The sequence below is a fragment of the Arthrobacter sp. ZGTC212 genome (genome assembly GCF_002929255.1).
In the GTDB taxonomy this organism is placed as follows: domain Bacteria; phylum Actinomycetota; class Actinomycetes; order Actinomycetales; family Micrococcaceae; genus Arthrobacter_B; species Arthrobacter_B sunyaminii.
The window spans coordinates 499,903-516,465 of the sequence record NZ_PJIJ01000002.1 but is presented as its reverse complement, the minus strand read 5'-3'; the positions used below and the strand labels follow the sequence as shown (position 1 = coordinate 516,465).

Here is a 16,563-nt window from a genome sequence, read left to right as displayed (position 1 = left end):
CCCTGTACCAGTGTGTCATCCGCCAACTGGCCCGGACACCAAAAGGAGGGGACGGCGTCGTCGTCCGACACCGTCCCCTCCTCGGTTTCCCTTCAGCTACCGCTGAGGGAAAGCTGCTGCTTTAGGCATCCACAACAATGGCCGTGATGGCCGGCGTGCGGTTGTAGAAGCGGCGCATCCAGTTTGCCGTGGCGCGCTCAATGATCGCCTCGGGGTCCTCGCTGCGGCCACCGCGGCCGCGGCCGGCGGCGTCGTTGATGGCCTTCTCGATGGCGGCTTCAGCCTTCTTGATATCACCGGGGCTGCAGGCGAAGCCCTTGATGAAGAGCTCCGGCGGCTCGGCCACCGTGTTGGTGTCCGGATCGATGAGCGCCAGGACCGTGACGGAACCCTGCTCGGAGAGCTGCATGCGCTCCTTGAGGTCATCCTCGGTGGTGTGGCCGACGCTGTCGCCGTCCACGAACACCAGTCCCACGGGGATCTTGCCCGAAACCGTGGCACGGCCGCGGCGCAGGTCAACTGTCACGCCGTCTTCGGCGATAACGACGTCGCGCGGGTCCATGCCGGTGGCGACGGCGATGGCTGCGTTGGCCTTCAGGTGGCGCCATTCGCCGTGGACCGGCATGACGTTGCGCGGCTTGACGATGTTGTAGCAGTACGCCAGTTCACCGGCGCTGGCGTGGCCGGAGACGTGCACCTTGGCGTTGCCCTTGTGCACCACATTGGCGCCCAGCTTGGTCAGGGAGTTGATGACGCCGTAGATGGCGTTCTCATTACCCGGAATCAGCGAGCTGGCCAGCAGGACGGTGTCGCCCTCGTGGATGCGGATCGCGTGGTCCTTGTTGGCCATGCGGGACAGCGCTGCCAGCGGCTCGCCCTGCGAACCGGTGCAGATCAGCACCACCTTGTGGTCGTCGGAGCGCTGCAGCTGCTTGAAGTCCACCAGGAGGCCCTTGGGGATGTTCAGGTAGCCCAGCTCTTCGGCGATCGTCATGTTGCGGACCATCGAACGGCCCACAAACGCCACCTTGCGCTTGTAGCGGTCGGCAGCGTCGATGACCTGCTGGATGCGGTGGATGTGGCTGGCGAAGCTGGAGACAATGATCCGGCGCGGCGCGGTGCGGAACACCTGGTCGATGGCCGGAGCAAGTTCCTTTTCCGAGGCCATGAAGCCGGGAACATCGGCGTTGGTGGAGTCGGTCAGGAACAGGTCCACGCCTTCGGCGCCAAGCCGTGCGAAGCCGGCCAGGTCGGTGATGCGGCGGTCCAGCGGGAACTGGTCCATCTTGAAGTCACCGGTGTGCAGGACCATGCCGGCCGGAGTGCGGATGGCAACGGCCAGGCTGTCCGGGATGGAGTGGTTGACGGCCACGAATTCCAGGTCGAATCCGCCCATGGTGCGGCGGTCGCCTTCCTTGACCTGGATCAGCTTCGGGGTAATGCGGTGTTCCTTGAGCTTGGCTTCCACAAACGCCAGCGTCAGCTTGGAACCAATCAGGGGAATGTCAGCGCGTTCGCGCAGCAGGTACGGGACACCACCAATGTGGTCTTCGTGGCCATGGGTCAGGACAACGCCCACAACGTCATCCAGGCGGTCACGGATGTAGGAGAAGTCAGGCAGGATCAGGTTGACGCCGGGGTGGATTTCCTCGGGGAAAAGCACGCCGCAGTCGACAATCAGCAGCTTGCCGTCAAATTCGAAGACGGTCATGTTTCTGCCGATTTCACCGATACCACCCAGCGCAACAATGCGCATGGTTCCATTGGCGAGTTCCCGGGGGGCTTTCAGTGCGGCAGGTGTTCTATTCACGGATGGAGTTTCTTTCGTCGGGTACGGGTTTTGCTGGGGCGCTGCAGCACTGTGCTGCTGCGCCAAAAGGTCTTGGGTCCGTTTCAGAGCCGACTCCGCCGGGCCCGCGCAACCGTGCGCATCCTGGGCCTCAGGCCGCCGCCGGTGTGAAGCTGAGCGGACGGGGGCCATACGGCGAAGTGGTCCAAAACCTATGGACATCTCTTATCATCTCATTATCTTGCGGCTTTACCGCATTGGCTAAATCACGGCGGCGGCACGAGGCCCGGCGCAGGGTCCGTCGCGGGGCCCGGAATGGAGCAGCGGTGGACGGCACGCATCCCCTGCTCCAGGGCGCGAAGGTCCTCCAGCGGCAGGCGGTCAAGGATGTCCGCGCTCAGCTCAGGCCGGGCCGACATGAGGCGCCGCACGAGTGCCTGCCCCAGCGGCGTGGCCCGGACCCGGCGCACACGCCCGTCCGCTTCATCCTGGGAACGGACAGCAGCCCCCTGGGCCACGAGGCGGTCAACCAGTCCGGACATGGAGGCCAGGGACACCCCAAAGGTATCGGCCAGGCCCCGGCCGGTGGCGCCGTTCTCGGTGGTGGCCAGCACTGCCAGCACCTTGAGTTGCTGAATGGTCAGTTCCGTGGAGAGGAGCGAGTCAAGCAGCACGGGAAGCGTGGTTGCCTGGAAGGCGGACCCGAGATTCTCAAGGCTGCGGACCAGCCGCCGGCGTTCCTGCCGGGTATCACTTCCGTCGGTCATGTCCTCACCGTAGTTCGCCGCTGGACGAATCAGGAAACGTTCAGCCCAGATGGTTAGGGTGGCCCTAACCATTTTGTCGTGGTTGTTATCACACGGCGTTCCGGCGACGGGCTGGGGGCCCTGCCGGGAATGCTCTCATGCAACGTTAGGACTACAGATGAGCACGCATGACCCTGTCCAAGATGTCTCAAAAGAACTGCTGCGCAAAGGCTTGGACGTCGACGCGCTGCGGGCACGCTACAAAGCCGAACGTGACCGGAGGATCAGGCCCGACGGCGCCGCCCAGTACCAGCCGGCCACCGGCACTTTCGGTTACTACGCCACCGATCCGTACACCGAGCGCCGCGAGCGGGCGCCGTTGAACGATGCCGTTGAAGTGCTGGTGATCGGCGGTGGATTCGGCGGACTGCTTACGGGCGTGCGCCTGCGGCAGGCCGGAATCGAAAGTCTCCGCATGCTGGATGAAGCGGGCGATTTCGGCGGAACCTGGTACTGGAACCGCTACCCCGGAATACGCTGTGACATTGAATCGTATGTGTACATGCCGCTGCTGGAGGAAGTCGGCACGATGCCCAGTGAGCGGTACGCCCCCGGCGAGGAAATCCGCAGGCACGCGGTGGCAATTGCGGAAAAGTTCAACCTGTACCGCGACGCCCTCTTTCATACCCGGGTCACCAGTCTGGCGTGGGACGCGGATGCCCTGGAATGGAGCGTTGAAACAGACCGCGGAGACCGGATGCGTGCCCGGCATGTGATCACCTCTTCCGGGACCCTCACCCAGCCCAAGCTTCCGGGCATCCCCGGGGTCGATTCCTTCAAGGGACACACCTTCCACACCAGCCGGTGGGACTACGGATACACCGGCGGAGATCAGTTCGGCAACCTGCACAAACTGGCGGACAAGAAGGTTGCCGTGGTTGGCACCGGAGCAACCGGCATCCAGGTGGTGCCCATGGTGGCCCGCGACGCCGAGGAGCTCCTGGTCTTCCAGCGCACACCGTCCTCCGTGGATGTCAGGGACAACCGCCCCACGGATCCTGCTTGGGCAGCATCACTGACCCCGGGCTGGCAGCAGGAGCGCATGGAGAACTTCCTTGCCGTGGTCTCCGGAGAACCGGTGGAACAGGACCTGGTCCGCGACGGGTGGACCTCTGTGCCGCAGCTGCACCGCAAAATGATCAGCGGCGCCGTGGACCGGACGGTCTCCGCTGCGGAACGGGAGCGGCAGGATGAAGTGCTGGACTTCGCCAAGATGAATCAGATTCGCGCCCGGGTGGATGAGGTGGTGAACGATCCCGCCACAGCGCAGATGCTGAAGCCGTGGTACCGCTACATGTGCAAGCGCCCAACCTTCAGCGATACCTATCTGCAGTCCTTCAACCTTCCGAACGTCACGCTGGTGGACACTGCGGACACCGGCGGGATCACCCGCATGACCGAGACGTCCATTGTGGTGGGTAATAAAGAGTACGAGGTGGACTGCGTCATCTTCGCCACTGGCTTCAACGTCGGTGTCTCCGGGGTGACCTCGGGGGCTCTGCCGGTAACCGGACGCGACGGACAAACACTGCTGGAAGCGTGGAGCCGGGGACCCCGAACCCTGCACGGCTTCTACACCCACGGCTTCCCGAACCTGTTCCACCTGGGGTCGGCACAGAACGCAAACTCGGTGAACTTTGTCCACATCCTGGCGGAGCAGGCAAACCACATTGCAGCCGTCATCGCCAAGGGGCGCGAGACCGGAGCCGCCTTCATCGAGCCAACGGCGGAAGCGGAAGATGCGTGGTGCCGGACCATCCGGGAAACGTCGCTGGATAACCGGAAGTTCCAAGCCGAATGCACCCCGGGCTATTACAACCGCGAGGGGAATCCCCCGCCCGTCAGCTTCTCCTACGGGCCGGGTCCGGTGGCCTTCCACCGCCTTCTCGACCGCTGGCGGACCGAAGAAATCTCCCAGGTGCTGGCCGTCGGGGAGCCTCAGAAGGTGTAAGCCCGCAGCTCTGCCGGCGGGGCAAAACAAGACCTCCGGTCGGCGGCCGTACAGCCGCTGACCGGAGGTCTTCCCCTAATGGATTGTTCTGCGGGTTGCGTGAAGCTAGCGTCCGACCTTCCCGAAGAGGGAGGCGATGGGTGCAAGAACCAGGGGGCGGGCTGCGAACCAACCCCCGGCTATCACCAGCAGCGACGCAAAGAACATCCAGAACCCGAACCAGTTGACCGCGTCCTGGCCGCCGTACATGTGGTTCAGATTCCGCAGTGCACCGGTGGACAGCACCAGTGCGACGTGCACAATGATGAACCCCACGAAGTACAGCATCACGGGGAAGTGAATCGCCCGTGCCACCTCAACGGGATACACCTTGCTCAGACCCTTGGCCTTGGCCGGCCACAGGTTGGACATGCGGTACCCGCTCAGCGCAGCCAGTGGAGCCGCGATGAAGATCGTGACGAAGTAGGCCAGAACCTGCAGGCTGTTGTAGTTGACCCAGCCGTTTTCGGTGGGCCAATCCAGCGAAAGATACTGAAGGCCCGCCGAGAGCGCGTTCGGGAACACATCCCAGCTGGTCGGAACAACCCGCATCCACTGGCCGGTCACCGCGAGCAGCACTATGAAGATGCCTCCGTTGACCAGCCACAGAAGGTCCAGTGACTGGTGCAGCCAGAGGGTGATGCTGATCTTCTTTGGGCTTTTCCCCCGCCGCGGGGTCCACGATGCCGGCGGCTTGCGCTGGGTGCGGACCTGCCATCCTGACCGGATGATCAAAACCATGAGGAAAACGTTGAAGAAGTGCTGCCATCCCAGCCAGACCGGCAACCCCACGGGTGCCCCGTCCGGCAGGTGGCTCTCCCCCGGGTAACGGTCAAGGAAGCCCTGCACTGACTCGAGGGTTACCAGCCATCGTGCCAGCAGCACGGCCGCACCAAACAAGACGAGAAGCCCCACGGCCGCTATGCCCGCTTTGCCAAGTCGGCTGCGCACGGGGGCAGGGCTCGACGACGGCTTGGCGGGTGCGGCACCAGCTGCCAAACCGGTGCGGGTACCGCGGGCCGGTGCGGCTGCCTCAGATGAAGCTGCTGAAGGTGCGGTTGCGCCAGCTGCAGGTGCGGCAGGCGACGTACCGGCGGCCGGACGCGGCATGCCCTGGCGCCGGCCGGGCTTAGCCGGAGTTGCGGCCGGAGACGCAGCATTCACTGCCGGACTGGCTGCAGACGCCTCCGGAGCTGCCGGTTGGACAGCAGCGGGTTGGGCAGCAGGTCCAGCCGGCTGGGCATTAGCGCCGGGGCGGGGCAGTCCCTGCCGACGGCCGGCGGGCTTGGCCTGCGGTGCTGCAGCCGCCGGAGCTCCGGCGTTGGCGACGGATCCGCTGGCCGCTGCGTCCCGCACAGTCCCGTTGGATGCGGGCTCCTGCGCAGCCCGCGTTTCACTCTGTTCCGTGGCCGGGCCCGCCCCGGGAGTCCGGGGCAGGCCCTGTCTTGTCAAACTGCCGCCCGTTTCGCTTCGATGGCCTTCACCAGCTGCGGCACAACAGTGAACAGATCCCCCACCACGCCAAAGTCGGCAATCTCAAAGATGGGCGCATCCGCGTCCTTATTGATCGCGACGATGGTTTTGGCGGTTTGCATGCCGGCGCGGTGCTGGATGGCACCGGAGATGCCGAGCGCAATGTAAAGCTGCGGGGCAACGGTCACCCCGGTCTGTCCAACCTGCGAGGTCTGCGGCACGTAGCCGGCGTCCACTGCAGCGCGCGAGGCACCGATGGCCCCACCCAGTGCATCGGCCAGCTCCTCTACCAGCGCAAAGTTCTCAATGGAACCCAGGCCGCGGCCTCCGGAAACCACTACGTCCGCACCGCGCAGCTCCGGCCGGGCGGAAGCGACGGCGGTTTCCTCGTAACTGGAAATGACGCCGTCGGGCACACCGGATGCCTGGACGGAAAGCAGTTCGATGCTCGCTTCCTTCGCCTCGGCCCGCACGCTGGAGGAACCCTGCCGGAGCGTGATCACGAGGGTTCCGGTGGTCGCCGCGGAATCCACGGAGTAGGCCCCGCCGTAGACCGAATGGTGGGCAACGATGCCCTCTTCGTCACGCGAAACCCCAACCGCATCCGCCGCCAGTGCGGAACCGGAACGGGCTGCGAAGCGTGCTGCGGCATCACGGGCCTGGATGGAGTTGGAAACCAGCACGGCTTCGGGAGCGACAGCGGCTGCCGCTGCACTGAGCGCATCAACCACGGGGGAAACCATGGCGGTGGCCAGCTCGTCGGATTCAGCAACCAGGACGTGTGCCGCACCGAGAGCGGCCAGTTCGGCACCGATGAGGTCTGCGCTTCCGGGGGCTGCTACGGCAAGCACAACAGGCGTGCCTACCGCTGAAGCCGCACCGATTACTTCGGCTGCGCTGGAGCGGAGCTTGCCCGACGGCGCAACGTCAACAAGCACGAGTACGGAGTCACTGGGGTAGCCGGTCATTCTGAGCGTCCTTTGATGAGTTGGTTCTGGGTGAGGAAATCGGCCAGCTGCTGGCCGGCGTCGCCGTCGTCTTCAATCTTGATGCCGGCCGTGCGTGCCGGGCGCTCGGCCACAGCCAGGATGATGGACCGCGAGGCGGACTCATCGGGGGCCAGGCCCAGATCCGCGAGGGTTCGGGTTTCGAACGGCTTCTTCTTCGCAGCCATGATGCCCTTGAAGTTGGAGAAGCGGGCATCCGGAAGTGCTTCCGTGATCGAGATAACCGCAGGAAGTGCGGCACTTACTTCAAACGTTCCCGATTCAATATTCCTGCGCCCGGCAACAGCGGAATCGCTGATCTCTACGGTGCTGAGGGAAGTGAGGCCGGCGACGCCGAGCAGTTCGGCAATCATCGACGGCAGAACGCCGCCTCCGCCGTCGGTCGAAATGTTGCCTGCGATGACCAGATCAAAGCCGATCTGCCGGACAGCTGCAGCGAGCACCTCGGCAGTGAGGGTCATGTCTGCGCCCAGCAACGCGTCGTCCTGCACATGGACGGCGCGGTCCGCTCCCATCGCCAGCCCCTTGCGCAGGCTGGCAGGCACTGTTGACGGGCCGACGGCGAGCAGGACCACCTCGGCGTCTTTCTGGCTGTCGCGGTGCGTCAGTGCAACCTCGAGTGCCCGTTCGGTGATCTCATCAAGCACCAATTCGCTTCCGGCCCGGTCCAGCAGGCCGGTCTCCAGATTCAGGGTGCGGTCCCCCCAGGTATCCGGAACCTCTTTCATTAGAACGATAATCTTCATCATTTTCCCTCTCGCATCGTCGTCGACGACTCCTTGTTGAAGGCCTTTGAGACCTCAGTCACCGTTCGGCAGACGTCGCCGCGATCGTATCGCAGACCGGCCAATTCTTTGTGATCGGGGTCATACCCCTTGATTGTTCCGTGACCTTTCACCGTCACTGGAACACCGCCAATCCATCGCTGATGACGGGCTTGTCCCCCACCAGGGCGTCGAAGCGTCCGTTGTCCCACGCCCGGACGGTCATCTCATCGCCGGGAAAGACGACGCCGGAAAACCGGCCCGCCAGCTGGACGAGGTCCGCCGGGTGGGCTCCGGCCATGCCTGCCAGCGGCAGTGTTGCCGCAGCCAGTGAGGCAAGCCCGTGCAGGATCGGACGGTCCTGGCCAATGCGCTGCGCAGCCTGCGGATCAATGTGGATATGATGCCGGTCCCCGAGGAGGCGGTACAGAGCGGCCTGGTTGAGGCTGGACTGAAAACCTGCGGTGCCGGCGGGCTCACCGAGAGGTGCCGGGGTTCGTCCGGGGCCTCGGTCCCCGCCGTAACCGCCGGTTCCCGGGGCGAAGATGCTCCAGACGGCCACAAAATAGTCACACTCCACGAGCACATTGAAGACGGCCGCCGAGCCCTTGTCCCATACCTCGCCCACCCGGGCGGCCAGCGTGAGCTCGCCGGAGCGCGGGAGCGGCTTGAGGACCGTCAATTCCTGGGAACCGTGGACGGCGCGGTTGTCGAAGGCGCCCTGCCCGGCCAGCACGTCGGGTGCCCATTGGGCCAGGGTCAGGCCGAATGAGGGAAGGACGCGCAGCCGGTCCTCAAAGACAAGGTCGAGTTCATTGGCGGGAGCGCCGACCGCCAGGGCGTAGAGGATCGCATCGGTCTCGGAGTAGCCAAGGGTGCGCTCTCCCAGGAAGCGCCCTGCCCACGCGGCCGCCGTTTCGCGCCGATCCGGAGTGGGGGTTTCCTCGGCCCGCGTCTGCGCGCTCATGCCCCGTACACCCCTTCGGGCAGGGCGGCGTCGACAAGCAGTTTTTCAATGGCTTCACCGGCAGCCGCGGCCTCCCAACGCTCGCCCGCATCGATTGCAGGACCGTGGTTCCAGCCCTCTTCGATGCAGATCCGGCCGCCTTCAATCTCAATGACGCGGCCGGTGACCGCCGCGGAAGAGCCGCTGGCAAGCCATGCCACGACGGGGGAAACATTCGCCGGGTTCATCGCGTCAAAACCGCTTTCGGGAACGGCCATCGCCTCGGCAAACGCACCTTCGGTCATCCGGGTCCGCGCTGAGGGGGCAATGGCGTTCACGGTGACGCCGTAACGGCCCAGCTCGTGTGCGGCTACGAGCGTCAGTCCGGCGATGCCGGCTTTTGCAGCCGAGTAACTCGCCTGCCCAACACTGCCCTGCAGACCTGCGCCGGAAGAGGTGTTGATGACGCGGGCATCCGGCGTCCGCCCGGCCTTGGCCTCCCCGCGCCAGTATTCGGCTGCGTGGCGCAGCGGCGCAAAATGACCCTTGAGGTGCACGCGGATGACCGCGTCCCATTCCTCTTCCGAGGTGTTCACCAGCATGCGGTCCCGCACAAATCCGGCGTTGTTCACCAGGACATCCAAGCGGCCGAAAGTCTCAATGGCCTGCCGAACCAGTCCGGCGGCCTGCTCGAAATCCGCAACGTCGGCACCGTTGGCCACAGCTTCTCCGCCTTCGGCCCGGATCAGGGCAACGACGTCGTGGGCCGGGCCGGAGGCTTCCTGGACGCCGTTGAGGGTGGTGCCGAGGTCATTGACGACAACCTTGGCGCCCTGGCGTGCGAGTTCAAGGGCGTGTTCACGTCCCAGACCGCGGCCTGCCCCGGTCACAATGGCGACTCGTCCTTCACAGATGCCGGTCATGTCTTTGCTCTCCTTTGAGATTGTTGCGGTGCCTGGAGTGTACCGTGTACCAAGCAAATGCTAGGGTATCAAGCAAACGTTAGGTAGGTACAGGATGTCAATTACATCGAAGATGCACCACGACGGCGTGCGTGCGGTAACAATGAGCTATCCCCCGGTGAATGCGCTGCCCGTTGCAGGGTGGTTCGCTGTTGCCGAGGCAATTCAGGCGGCCGGTGAGGATCCGGACACGCGCGTGGTGGTCCTGCGGGCTGAAGGGCGCGGGTTCAACGCGGGCGTCGACATCAAGGAAATGCAGGCAACGGAGGGATTCGATGCCATCCTCGCGGCAAACCGGGGCTGCTATCTCGCTTTCAAAGCGATTTATGAGTGCCCGGTTCCCGTCATCGCCGCGGTCAACGGCTTTTGCCTTGGAGGCGGAGTGGGCCTGGCCGGAAGCGCCGACGTCATCGTGGCCACCGAGGACGCCTACTTTGGCGTCCCCGAAGTTGACCGCGGCGCACTTGGCGCGGCAACCCACCTTTCGCGCCTGGTTCCGGCACACCTGCTGCGCACGCTCTACTTCACCAGCCGCACGATCACTGCGCAGCGCCTGGCCGAATTCGGCAGTGTTGCCCAGGTGGTTCCCGCCGACCAACTCGATGAAGCGGCCTTTGCCATTGCCGATGAAATCGCGTCCAAGGACACCCGGGTGATCCGTGCCGCGAAGGAAGCCCTGAACGGCATCGACCCGGTGGACGTGGTGAAGAGCTACCGCTGGGAACAGGGTTTCACCTTTGAGCTCAACCTTCGGGGTGTTGCCGATGAACTGCGCGACGACTTCGTCGCCACGGCGCCCTCCTCCGCCGAGTGAGCAGCAAAGTCCTCGGGGCTGAGGACGTCCCCGGGCTGTTCAGCGACGGAATGACCATCGGCGTCGGCGGCTGGGGGTCGCGGCGAAAGCCCATGGCCCTGGTGCGCGCACTGGTCCGTTCCGGCGTGCGCGGCCTCACCGTTGTCAGCTTCGGCGGTCCGGATGTTGGGGTGCTCTGTGCCACCGGGCAGGCCAAACGCGTGATGTTTGGGTTTGCCACCCTCGACTCCATAGCCGTCGAGCCGCATTTCGCGGCTGCCCGGCAGGCGGGCGGCGTCGACATCGTCGAACTGGACGAATCCCTGCTGGTCTCCGGGCTTCGTGCCGCCGGGCGCCGGCTTCCTTTTGAGGTGACGCGCTCCGGACTGGGATCGGATGCCCTGGCGGGCAATCCGCAGATCCGCACCGTCATCTCGCCCTACGACGACGGTGAGGAGCTCGTGGCCATGCCGGCGATTCACCTTGACCTGGCCCTGGTGCACCTGAACCGCGCCGATGAATTCGGCAACGCCGCGTGCCTGGGGCCGGACCCGTACTTTGACGACCTGTTCGCGCGGGCGGCGTCGCGCACCGTGGTGAGCGCGGAGGCCGTGGTTTCGACGGCGGAGCTCACCCGGGACGCGCATCCGTCCACGCTGCTGCTGAACCGCACCATGGTGGATCACGTCGTCGAGCTCCCCCGCGGCGCGCACTTCACCTCATGCCTGCCGGATTATGAGCGGGACGAAGCTTTCCAGCGAGAATATGCACAGGCCGCAACATCAGCACCGGCGTGGCAGCAATTCCGTGCCCGGTATCTCGACGTCGACGACGACGCCTACCGGGCGAATGCGGGGGTGGGCAATGCGTGAGATCACCACGGCCGAAGTGGCCGTTGCGGCCTGCAGCGACCTGTTCCGCGGCCAGGCGGAGATCCTGGCCAGCCCGGCCGGGATCGTGCCCACCGTCGGCGTGCGGCTGGCGCTGCTCACTCATGCACCCGACCTGATGATCAGCGACGGCGAATCCACCATCCTTGGCGACGTCCCCGCCGTCGACCGGCCAAGTACCGTCTCGGCCGGTTACCTGCCGTATCGGGAGCTGTTCGAACTGATCGCGGCAGGCCGCCGCCATGTGGTGATGGGCGGCGCGCAGCTTGACCGGATGGGCAACCAGAATCTGTCGGTGATTGGGGACCATGCCAAACCCGCCAGGCAGCTGCTGGGCACCAGGGCAGCTGCAACGAACACCGTCAACCATACGACCAGTTATTGGATTGCCCGCCACAGCCGCCGGACCTTCGTGGAGAGCGTTGATTTTGTGACCGGTGTCGGAAACGACAGGGCGTGTGCCGCCGGTCCGGCTGCTTCCCGGTTCCACCGGCTGCATCGCGTGGTGACGAATCTTGGTGTCTTCGATTTCAGCGCTCCGGACGGCGGCATGGCCGTGGTGTCCGCTCATCCCGGCGTCAGTTTCGACGAGATCCAGGCTGCCACCGGGTTCCCGCTGCACACCGCGGGAACCGTGCCAACCACCCGCCTCCCGGATGAGCGGGAACTTCAGCTCATCCGGGAGGTTCTCGACCCCCGTAAGCGCAGAGAAGACGAGGTCCCAGCATGAGCACCGAGAACCGCATCAAGACTCCCCTGACCGAACTCGCCGGCGTCGAGCATCCGATTGTGCAGACGGGCATGGGCTGGGTGGCCGGACCCCGGCTGGTCACGGCCACGGCAGAAGCGGGAGCCCTGGGCATCCTTGCCTCCGCCACCATGACGCTGGACCAGCTTGAGCACGCCATCGTGGAAGTGAAGAGCCATACCGACAAGCCGTTCGGCGTTAACCTGCGTGCGGACGGTGCTGATGCCCCGGACCGCGTGAACCTGATGATCAAGTACGGGGTGAAGGTAGCCTCCTTTGCCCTGGCTCCCAAGCGGGAACTGATCGAGAAGCTGAAGGAAAACGGCTCCGTCGTAATCCCCTCAGTGGGGGCGGCACGGCATGCCGAGAAGGTGGCCGCCTGGGGCGCGGACGCCGTGATGGTGCAGGGCGGGGAAGGCGGCGGCCACACCGGCGCCATCCCCACCACACTGCTGCTGCCCTCGGTGGTGGATGCCGTGGACATCCCGGTGATTGCCGCCGGCGGCTTTTTCGACGGCCGGGGGCTGGCGGCGGCCCTGGCCTACGGCGCAGTGGGCATCGGCATGGGCACCCGGTTCCTGCTCACCAGCGACAGCTCGGTGCCCGAGGACATCAAACAGCGCTACCTCGGCTTCGGGCTGGACGGAACGGTGGTCACCACCAAGGCTGACGGCATGCCGCACCGGCTGCTGCGCACCGAGTTCGTCAAGGGACTCGAGGACGGCGGCCGGCTGCGCCAGCTGCTGCCGACCCTGCGCCGGTCAGTGCAGTTCAAGGAGATGTCCGGTCAGTCCTGGCTTGGCCTGGCGAAGGACGGCCTCTCCATGAAGCGCGGCACCGGCAGGAGCTGGAACCAGATGATGCTTGCGGCCAACACGCCGATGCTCCTGAAGGCCGGCCTCGTGGACGGCGACACCTCCGCCGGAATGCTGGCCGCCGGGCAGGTTGTCGGGATGATCAACGACCTGCCCTCCTGCCAGGAACTCGTGGACCGCATCATCGACGAAGCCGTGGAGCGCCTGAAGGCTAACAGTGCAGCGATGGCCGCCTAGGCCGTTAGCTCAAGCCCAAACAAAAGAGGGATGCTGCAACCGGTTCGGTTGCAGCATCCCTCTTTTGTCATTCCGGGCTGATGTCTCTTCGGCTCAGCCCCGGCTTAGAGCCGGCTCAAAGCCGTTCGATGATGGTGACGTTGGCCTGGCCGCCGCCCTCGCACATCACCTGCAGGCCGAAGCGTCCGCCCGTGCGCTCCAGCTCGTTCAGCAGCGTGGCCATGATGCGCGTGCCCGTGGCGCCGATCGGATGGCCGAGGGCGATGCCGCCGCCGTTGACGTTGATCTTGTCCTGCTCGATGTTCAGCTCCTGTGACCAGGCCAGCACCACGGAGGCAAAGGCCTCGTTGCACTCGAAGAGGTCAATGTCGGAAACCTTCATGCCGGCGCGCTCGAGTGCGTAGTCGGTGGCGCGGATGGGACCGGTGAGCATCCATACCGGGTCATCGGCGCGAACCGAAATGTGGTGAATACGTGCCCGGGGCGTCAGCGAATGGGTGGCCAGTGCGCTCTCGGAAGCAATCAGCAGGGCGCTCGCGGCGTCCGTGATCTGTGAGGCAACTGCCGCGGTGATCCGGCCTCCCTCAGTCAGGACCGGAAGAGTGGCCATCTTTTCCAGCGACGTGCCGCGGCGGGGTCCCTCGTCCTGGGACAGTCCGGCGATCGGAACGATTTCGCGGGCAAAACGACCCTCGTCGGTGGCAGCGATCGCCCGCAGATGGCTTTGCAGGGCAAACTCTTCCATGGCTTCACGCGAGATGTTCCACTTTTCGGCGATCATTTCGGCCGAACGGAACTGGGAAACCTCCTGAGTTCCGTAGCGTGCCACCCAGCCTGGTGACTGCGCAAAGGGAGTGGTGAACCCGTATTGTTCGCCGAGCGTCATGGCGGCCGAGATGGGGATGGCCGACATGTTCTGCACTCCGCCGGCCACGATGAGATCCGCAGTTCCCGACATCACGCCCTGGGCGGCAAAGTGCACGGCCTGCTGGCTGGAGCCGCACTGCCGGTCAATGGTCACGCCTGGAACGTGGTCCGGCATCCCGGCGACCAGCCAGGCGGTGCGGGCAATGTCGCCGGCCTGCGATCCCACCGTGTCCGTGCACCCGAAGATGACGTCGTCAACGGCGCCGGGATCAATTCCGGTGCGTTCCACCAGCGAGGCAATGACATGCGCACCCAGATCAGCGGAGTGGATGCCGGCCAGGGATCCGCCCCTGCGGCCGCCGGGCGTACGGACAGCGTCAACAATATATGCGGTACTCATTTGGTTGCTCCCCTTAGGCTTGCTGGCTGCTGACGGACACGACTTCGCCCGTCATATAGGACGAATAGCCGCTGGCGAGGAACACCATGACATTGGCGATTTCCCATGGTTCAGCCGCACGGCCAAACGCCTCGCGCGAGGTGAGCTGCTCCAGCAACTCATCCGAGGTGACCTTTGCGAGGAACGGGTGCATGGCCAGGCTCGGTGAGACGGCGTTGACCCGAATTCCGTAGGGTGCCACATCGAGGGCAACGGAACGGGTGAGTGCCATGACTCCGGCCTTGGCTGCGGCATAGTGGGCCTGGCCCTCCTGTGCCCGCCAGCCGATGACCGAGGCGTTGTTGATGATGACGCCCTTTACGTCGTTGCGGACCATGCGCCGGGATGCAGCGCGCACGCTGCGGAACGTTCCCGTCAGGGTGACGTCCAGGACCTTGCTCCACTGGTCATCTGTCATTTCCAGGATGGAAACCGTGCCTCCCAGGCCGGCATTGTTGATCATGACGTCAACCCCTCCGGCGTCCTCGGCCAGATCCAGGAGGGCCTCGATCTGGTCCTCCACGGTGACGTCACAGACCGCCCAGCGGACGCGCTCGGCACCGAACTCGGCACCGAGCTCCGCTGCAGACGACTCCAGCCGTCCGGCATGGGTGTCCCCGAGCACCACCAGGGCGGCTCCTTCTTCCAAGCAGCGGCGCGCTGCCGCTGCGCCGATTCCGGCGCCGGCCGCAGCGGTGACGACGACGCGGCGTCCCGTCAGCAGTCCGTGGGCGGGGACGTAGTCGGGTACGGGCTGTGCGACGCGGGATTCAATCATGCTCGTGCCTCCTTCGGCAGGCCGAGCACACGCTCGGCAATAACGTTTCGTTGGATTTCGTCCGAACCGCCGTACAGGGTGTCCGCGCGGCTGAACAGGAAAAGGGTCTGGAGTGCGTCCAGTTCGTAGGGAGCTTCGGCGACAGTGAGCCCGCCGGGGCCGGCAACAGCCATGGCCAGTTCACCGAGGGAGCGGTGCCACGGCGCCCAGAGGAGCTTGGTGATCGAGGCTTCGATGCCCTGTTCACCGCTGAGCGTGCGCAGCCCGTGCAGGCGCAGCATGTCCAGGCCCATGTGTGCGGAAACAATCCGGTCCTGGATGATCGGGTCATCGATGGCACCGTTGCTGCGGGCCAGGTCGACGACGGACTCCAGCTCGCGCTGGAACGCAATCTGCTGCGCCAGAGTGGAGACGCCGCGTTCAAAACCCAGCGTGCCCATCGCCACCGACCAGCCGGCACCGGGCTCCCCCACCACCAGGTCCGCGTCGGTGACGGCGCCGTCAAAGAACACCTCGTTGAACTCCGAGGTGCCGGTCAGCTGCAGGATCGGGCGGATCTCGACGCCGGGCTGGTCCATCGGCACCAGCAGATACGAGAGCCCGTCGTGCCTGCGGGGCCCGGATCCCGTGCGGGCGATCACGAAGCACCAGTTGGCATTGTGCGCCAGGGAAGTCCAAACCTTCTGCCCGTCGATCACCCACCGCCCGCCGTCGTCGAGCCTGGCTTTGGTGGACACGTTAGCGAGGTCCGATCCGGCACCGGGCTCGGAGTATCCCTGGCACCAGAGATCCTCAACCGCCACAATGCGCGGCAGGAAACGGTCCTGCTGCTCCTTGGTGCCGAAGGCAATCAGTGTTGGTCCCAGCAGTTCCTCTCCAAAATGATTGACGCGGGCAGGGGCGTCGGCCCGGGCGTACTCCTCATGGAAGATGACCTGCTGCAGAAGGCTCAGCCCGCGTCCGCCGTATTCCCGCGGCCAGCTGACACAGCTCCAGCCGTGTTCGGCAAGGTGGCGGTTCCACTCAAGGCGCTCCTCGAAAGCCTCGTGCTCACGGCCGGATCCGCCGAGTCCGCGCAGCTGCGCAAACTTCCCGACAAGATTGGATTTCAGCCAGCCACGGATCTCCTGACGAAACTCCTCGTCCTCCGCTGAATAGTTCAGATCCACGACACACCTTTCATCGCCCACCGCCATTGGTCATAAAGTCGAGCTTCGCCTATGCTAGCAAACCAAGCACTTGTTTGGTGAACTCCATCA

The 16,563-nt window shown here is 65.0% G+C and carries 15 protein-coding genes; 5 read left to right on the top strand and 10 right to left on the bottom strand.

Going from position 1 to position 16,563, the window contains the following annotated elements:
- Nucleotides 1–121: 121 nt before the first annotated feature.
- Complete coding sequence (locus CXQ89_RS09105) at nt 122–1,756, bottom strand: ribonuclease J (protein WP_104054329.1); 1,635 nt, start codon at nt 1,754–1,756, stop codon at nt 122–124.
- 299 nt (nt 1,757–2,055) lie between these two features.
- A complete protein-coding gene (locus CXQ89_RS09100) occupies nt 2,056–2,556 on the bottom strand; it encodes a MarR family winged helix-turn-helix transcriptional regulator (protein ID WP_104161430.1) in 501 nt (166 codons plus the stop codon).
- Nucleotides 2,557–2,713: 157 nt separating this feature from the next.
- On the opposite strand from CXQ89_RS09100, the gene CXQ89_RS09095 reads away from it, so the two are divergent.
- On the top strand, nt 2,714–4,546 hold the full coding sequence (locus tag CXQ89_RS09095) for an NAD(P)/FAD-dependent oxidoreductase (RefSeq protein WP_104161032.1): 1,833 nt from the start codon (nt 2,714–2,716) through the stop codon (nt 4,544–4,546).
- A gap of 105 nt (nt 4,547–4,651) precedes the next feature.
- Here the strand turns inward: CXQ89_RS09095 and CXQ89_RS18840 are convergent, their stop codons facing one another.
- The 5 genes from CXQ89_RS18840 to CXQ89_RS09070 form a co-directional block, all read right to left on the bottom strand.
- The gene (locus CXQ89_RS18840; RefSeq protein WP_258059998.1) at nt 4,652–6,037 is read right to left on the bottom strand and encodes a cytochrome b/b6 domain-containing protein; all 1,386 of its coding nucleotides are present in this window, start codon (nt 6,035–6,037) and stop codon (nt 4,652–4,654) included.
- Nucleotides 6,034–7,026 carry an electron transfer flavoprotein subunit alpha/FixB family protein gene (locus CXQ89_RS09085; protein ID WP_104161031.1) on the bottom strand — a complete coding sequence of 331 codons (993 nt, stop codon included), beginning with the start codon at nt 7,024–7,026 and terminating at the stop codon, nt 6,034–6,036. Before CXQ89_RS09085 ends, CXQ89_RS18840 begins: the two co-directional genes overlap by 4 nt.
- Nucleotides 7,023–7,811, bottom strand: a complete 789-nt coding sequence (locus CXQ89_RS09080; RefSeq protein WP_104161428.1) for an electron transfer flavoprotein subunit beta/FixA family protein — start codon at nt 7,809–7,811, stop codon at nt 7,023–7,025. Before CXQ89_RS09080 ends, CXQ89_RS09085 begins: the two co-directional genes overlap by 4 nt.
- Nucleotides 7,812–7,965: 154 nt before the next feature.
- Nucleotides 7,966–8,796: a MaoC/PaaZ C-terminal domain-containing protein gene (locus CXQ89_RS09075; RefSeq protein WP_104161030.1), complete on the bottom strand. Its 831-nt coding sequence runs from the start codon at nt 8,794–8,796 to the stop codon at nt 7,966–7,968.
- On the bottom strand, nt 8,793–9,698 hold the full coding sequence (locus CXQ89_RS09070; protein WP_104054334.1) for an SDR family oxidoreductase: 906 nt from the start codon (nt 9,696–9,698) through the stop codon (nt 8,793–8,795). The genes CXQ89_RS09075 and CXQ89_RS09070 overlap by 4 nt, the downstream gene beginning before the upstream one ends.
- 94 nt (nt 9,699–9,792) lie before the next feature.
- Here CXQ89_RS09070 and CXQ89_RS09065 point away from each other — a divergent pair, with 94 nt between their 5' ends.
- Genes CXQ89_RS09065 through CXQ89_RS09050 form a run of 4 tightly spaced genes read left to right on the top strand, consistent with a single transcriptional unit; the run spans nt 9,793 to nt 13,220 of the window.
- Nucleotides 9,793–10,551 carry an enoyl-CoA hydratase family protein gene (locus CXQ89_RS09065; protein WP_104054335.1) on the top strand — a complete coding sequence of 253 codons (759 nt, stop codon included), beginning with the start codon at nt 9,793–9,795 and terminating at the stop codon, nt 10,549–10,551.
- Entirely contained in the window at nt 10,548–11,402 is an 855-nt protein-coding gene (locus CXQ89_RS09060) for a CoA transferase subunit A (protein ID WP_219815587.1), read from the top strand. The genes CXQ89_RS09065 and CXQ89_RS09060 overlap by 4 nt, the downstream gene beginning before the upstream one ends.
- Nucleotides 11,395–12,150: a CoA-transferase subunit beta gene (locus CXQ89_RS09055; protein ID WP_237685151.1), complete on the top strand. Its 756-nt coding sequence runs from the start codon at nt 11,395–11,397 to the stop codon at nt 12,148–12,150. Before CXQ89_RS09060 ends, CXQ89_RS09055 begins: the two co-directional genes overlap by 8 nt.
- A complete protein-coding gene (locus CXQ89_RS09050) occupies nt 12,147–13,220 on the top strand; it encodes a nitronate monooxygenase family protein (RefSeq protein ID WP_104161028.1) in 1,074 nt (357 codons plus the stop codon). The genes CXQ89_RS09055 and CXQ89_RS09050 overlap by 4 nt, the downstream gene beginning before the upstream one ends.
- A gap of 115 nt (nt 13,221–13,335) precedes the next feature.
- On the opposite strand, the gene CXQ89_RS09045 is transcribed toward CXQ89_RS09050, so the two are convergent.
- Genes CXQ89_RS09045 through CXQ89_RS09035 form a run of 3 tightly spaced genes read right to left on the bottom strand, consistent with a single transcriptional unit; the run spans nt 13,336 to nt 16,473 of the window.
- Nucleotides 13,336–14,487: an acetyl-CoA C-acetyltransferase gene (locus CXQ89_RS09045; RefSeq protein WP_104054338.1), complete on the bottom strand. Its 1,152-nt coding sequence runs from the start codon at nt 14,485–14,487 to the stop codon at nt 13,336–13,338.
- Nucleotides 14,488–14,500: 13 nt separating this feature from the next.
- Nucleotides 14,501–15,304, bottom strand: coding sequence for an SDR family oxidoreductase (locus CXQ89_RS09040; RefSeq protein ID WP_104054339.1), 804 nt, complete (start codon nt 15,302–15,304; stop codon nt 14,501–14,503).
- Complete coding sequence (locus CXQ89_RS09035) at nt 15,301–16,473, bottom strand: acyl-CoA dehydrogenase family protein (RefSeq protein WP_104054340.1); 1,173 nt, start codon at nt 16,471–16,473, stop codon at nt 15,301–15,303. Before CXQ89_RS09035 ends, CXQ89_RS09040 begins: the two co-directional genes overlap by 4 nt.
- Nucleotides 16,474–16,563 lie beyond the last annotated feature (90 nt).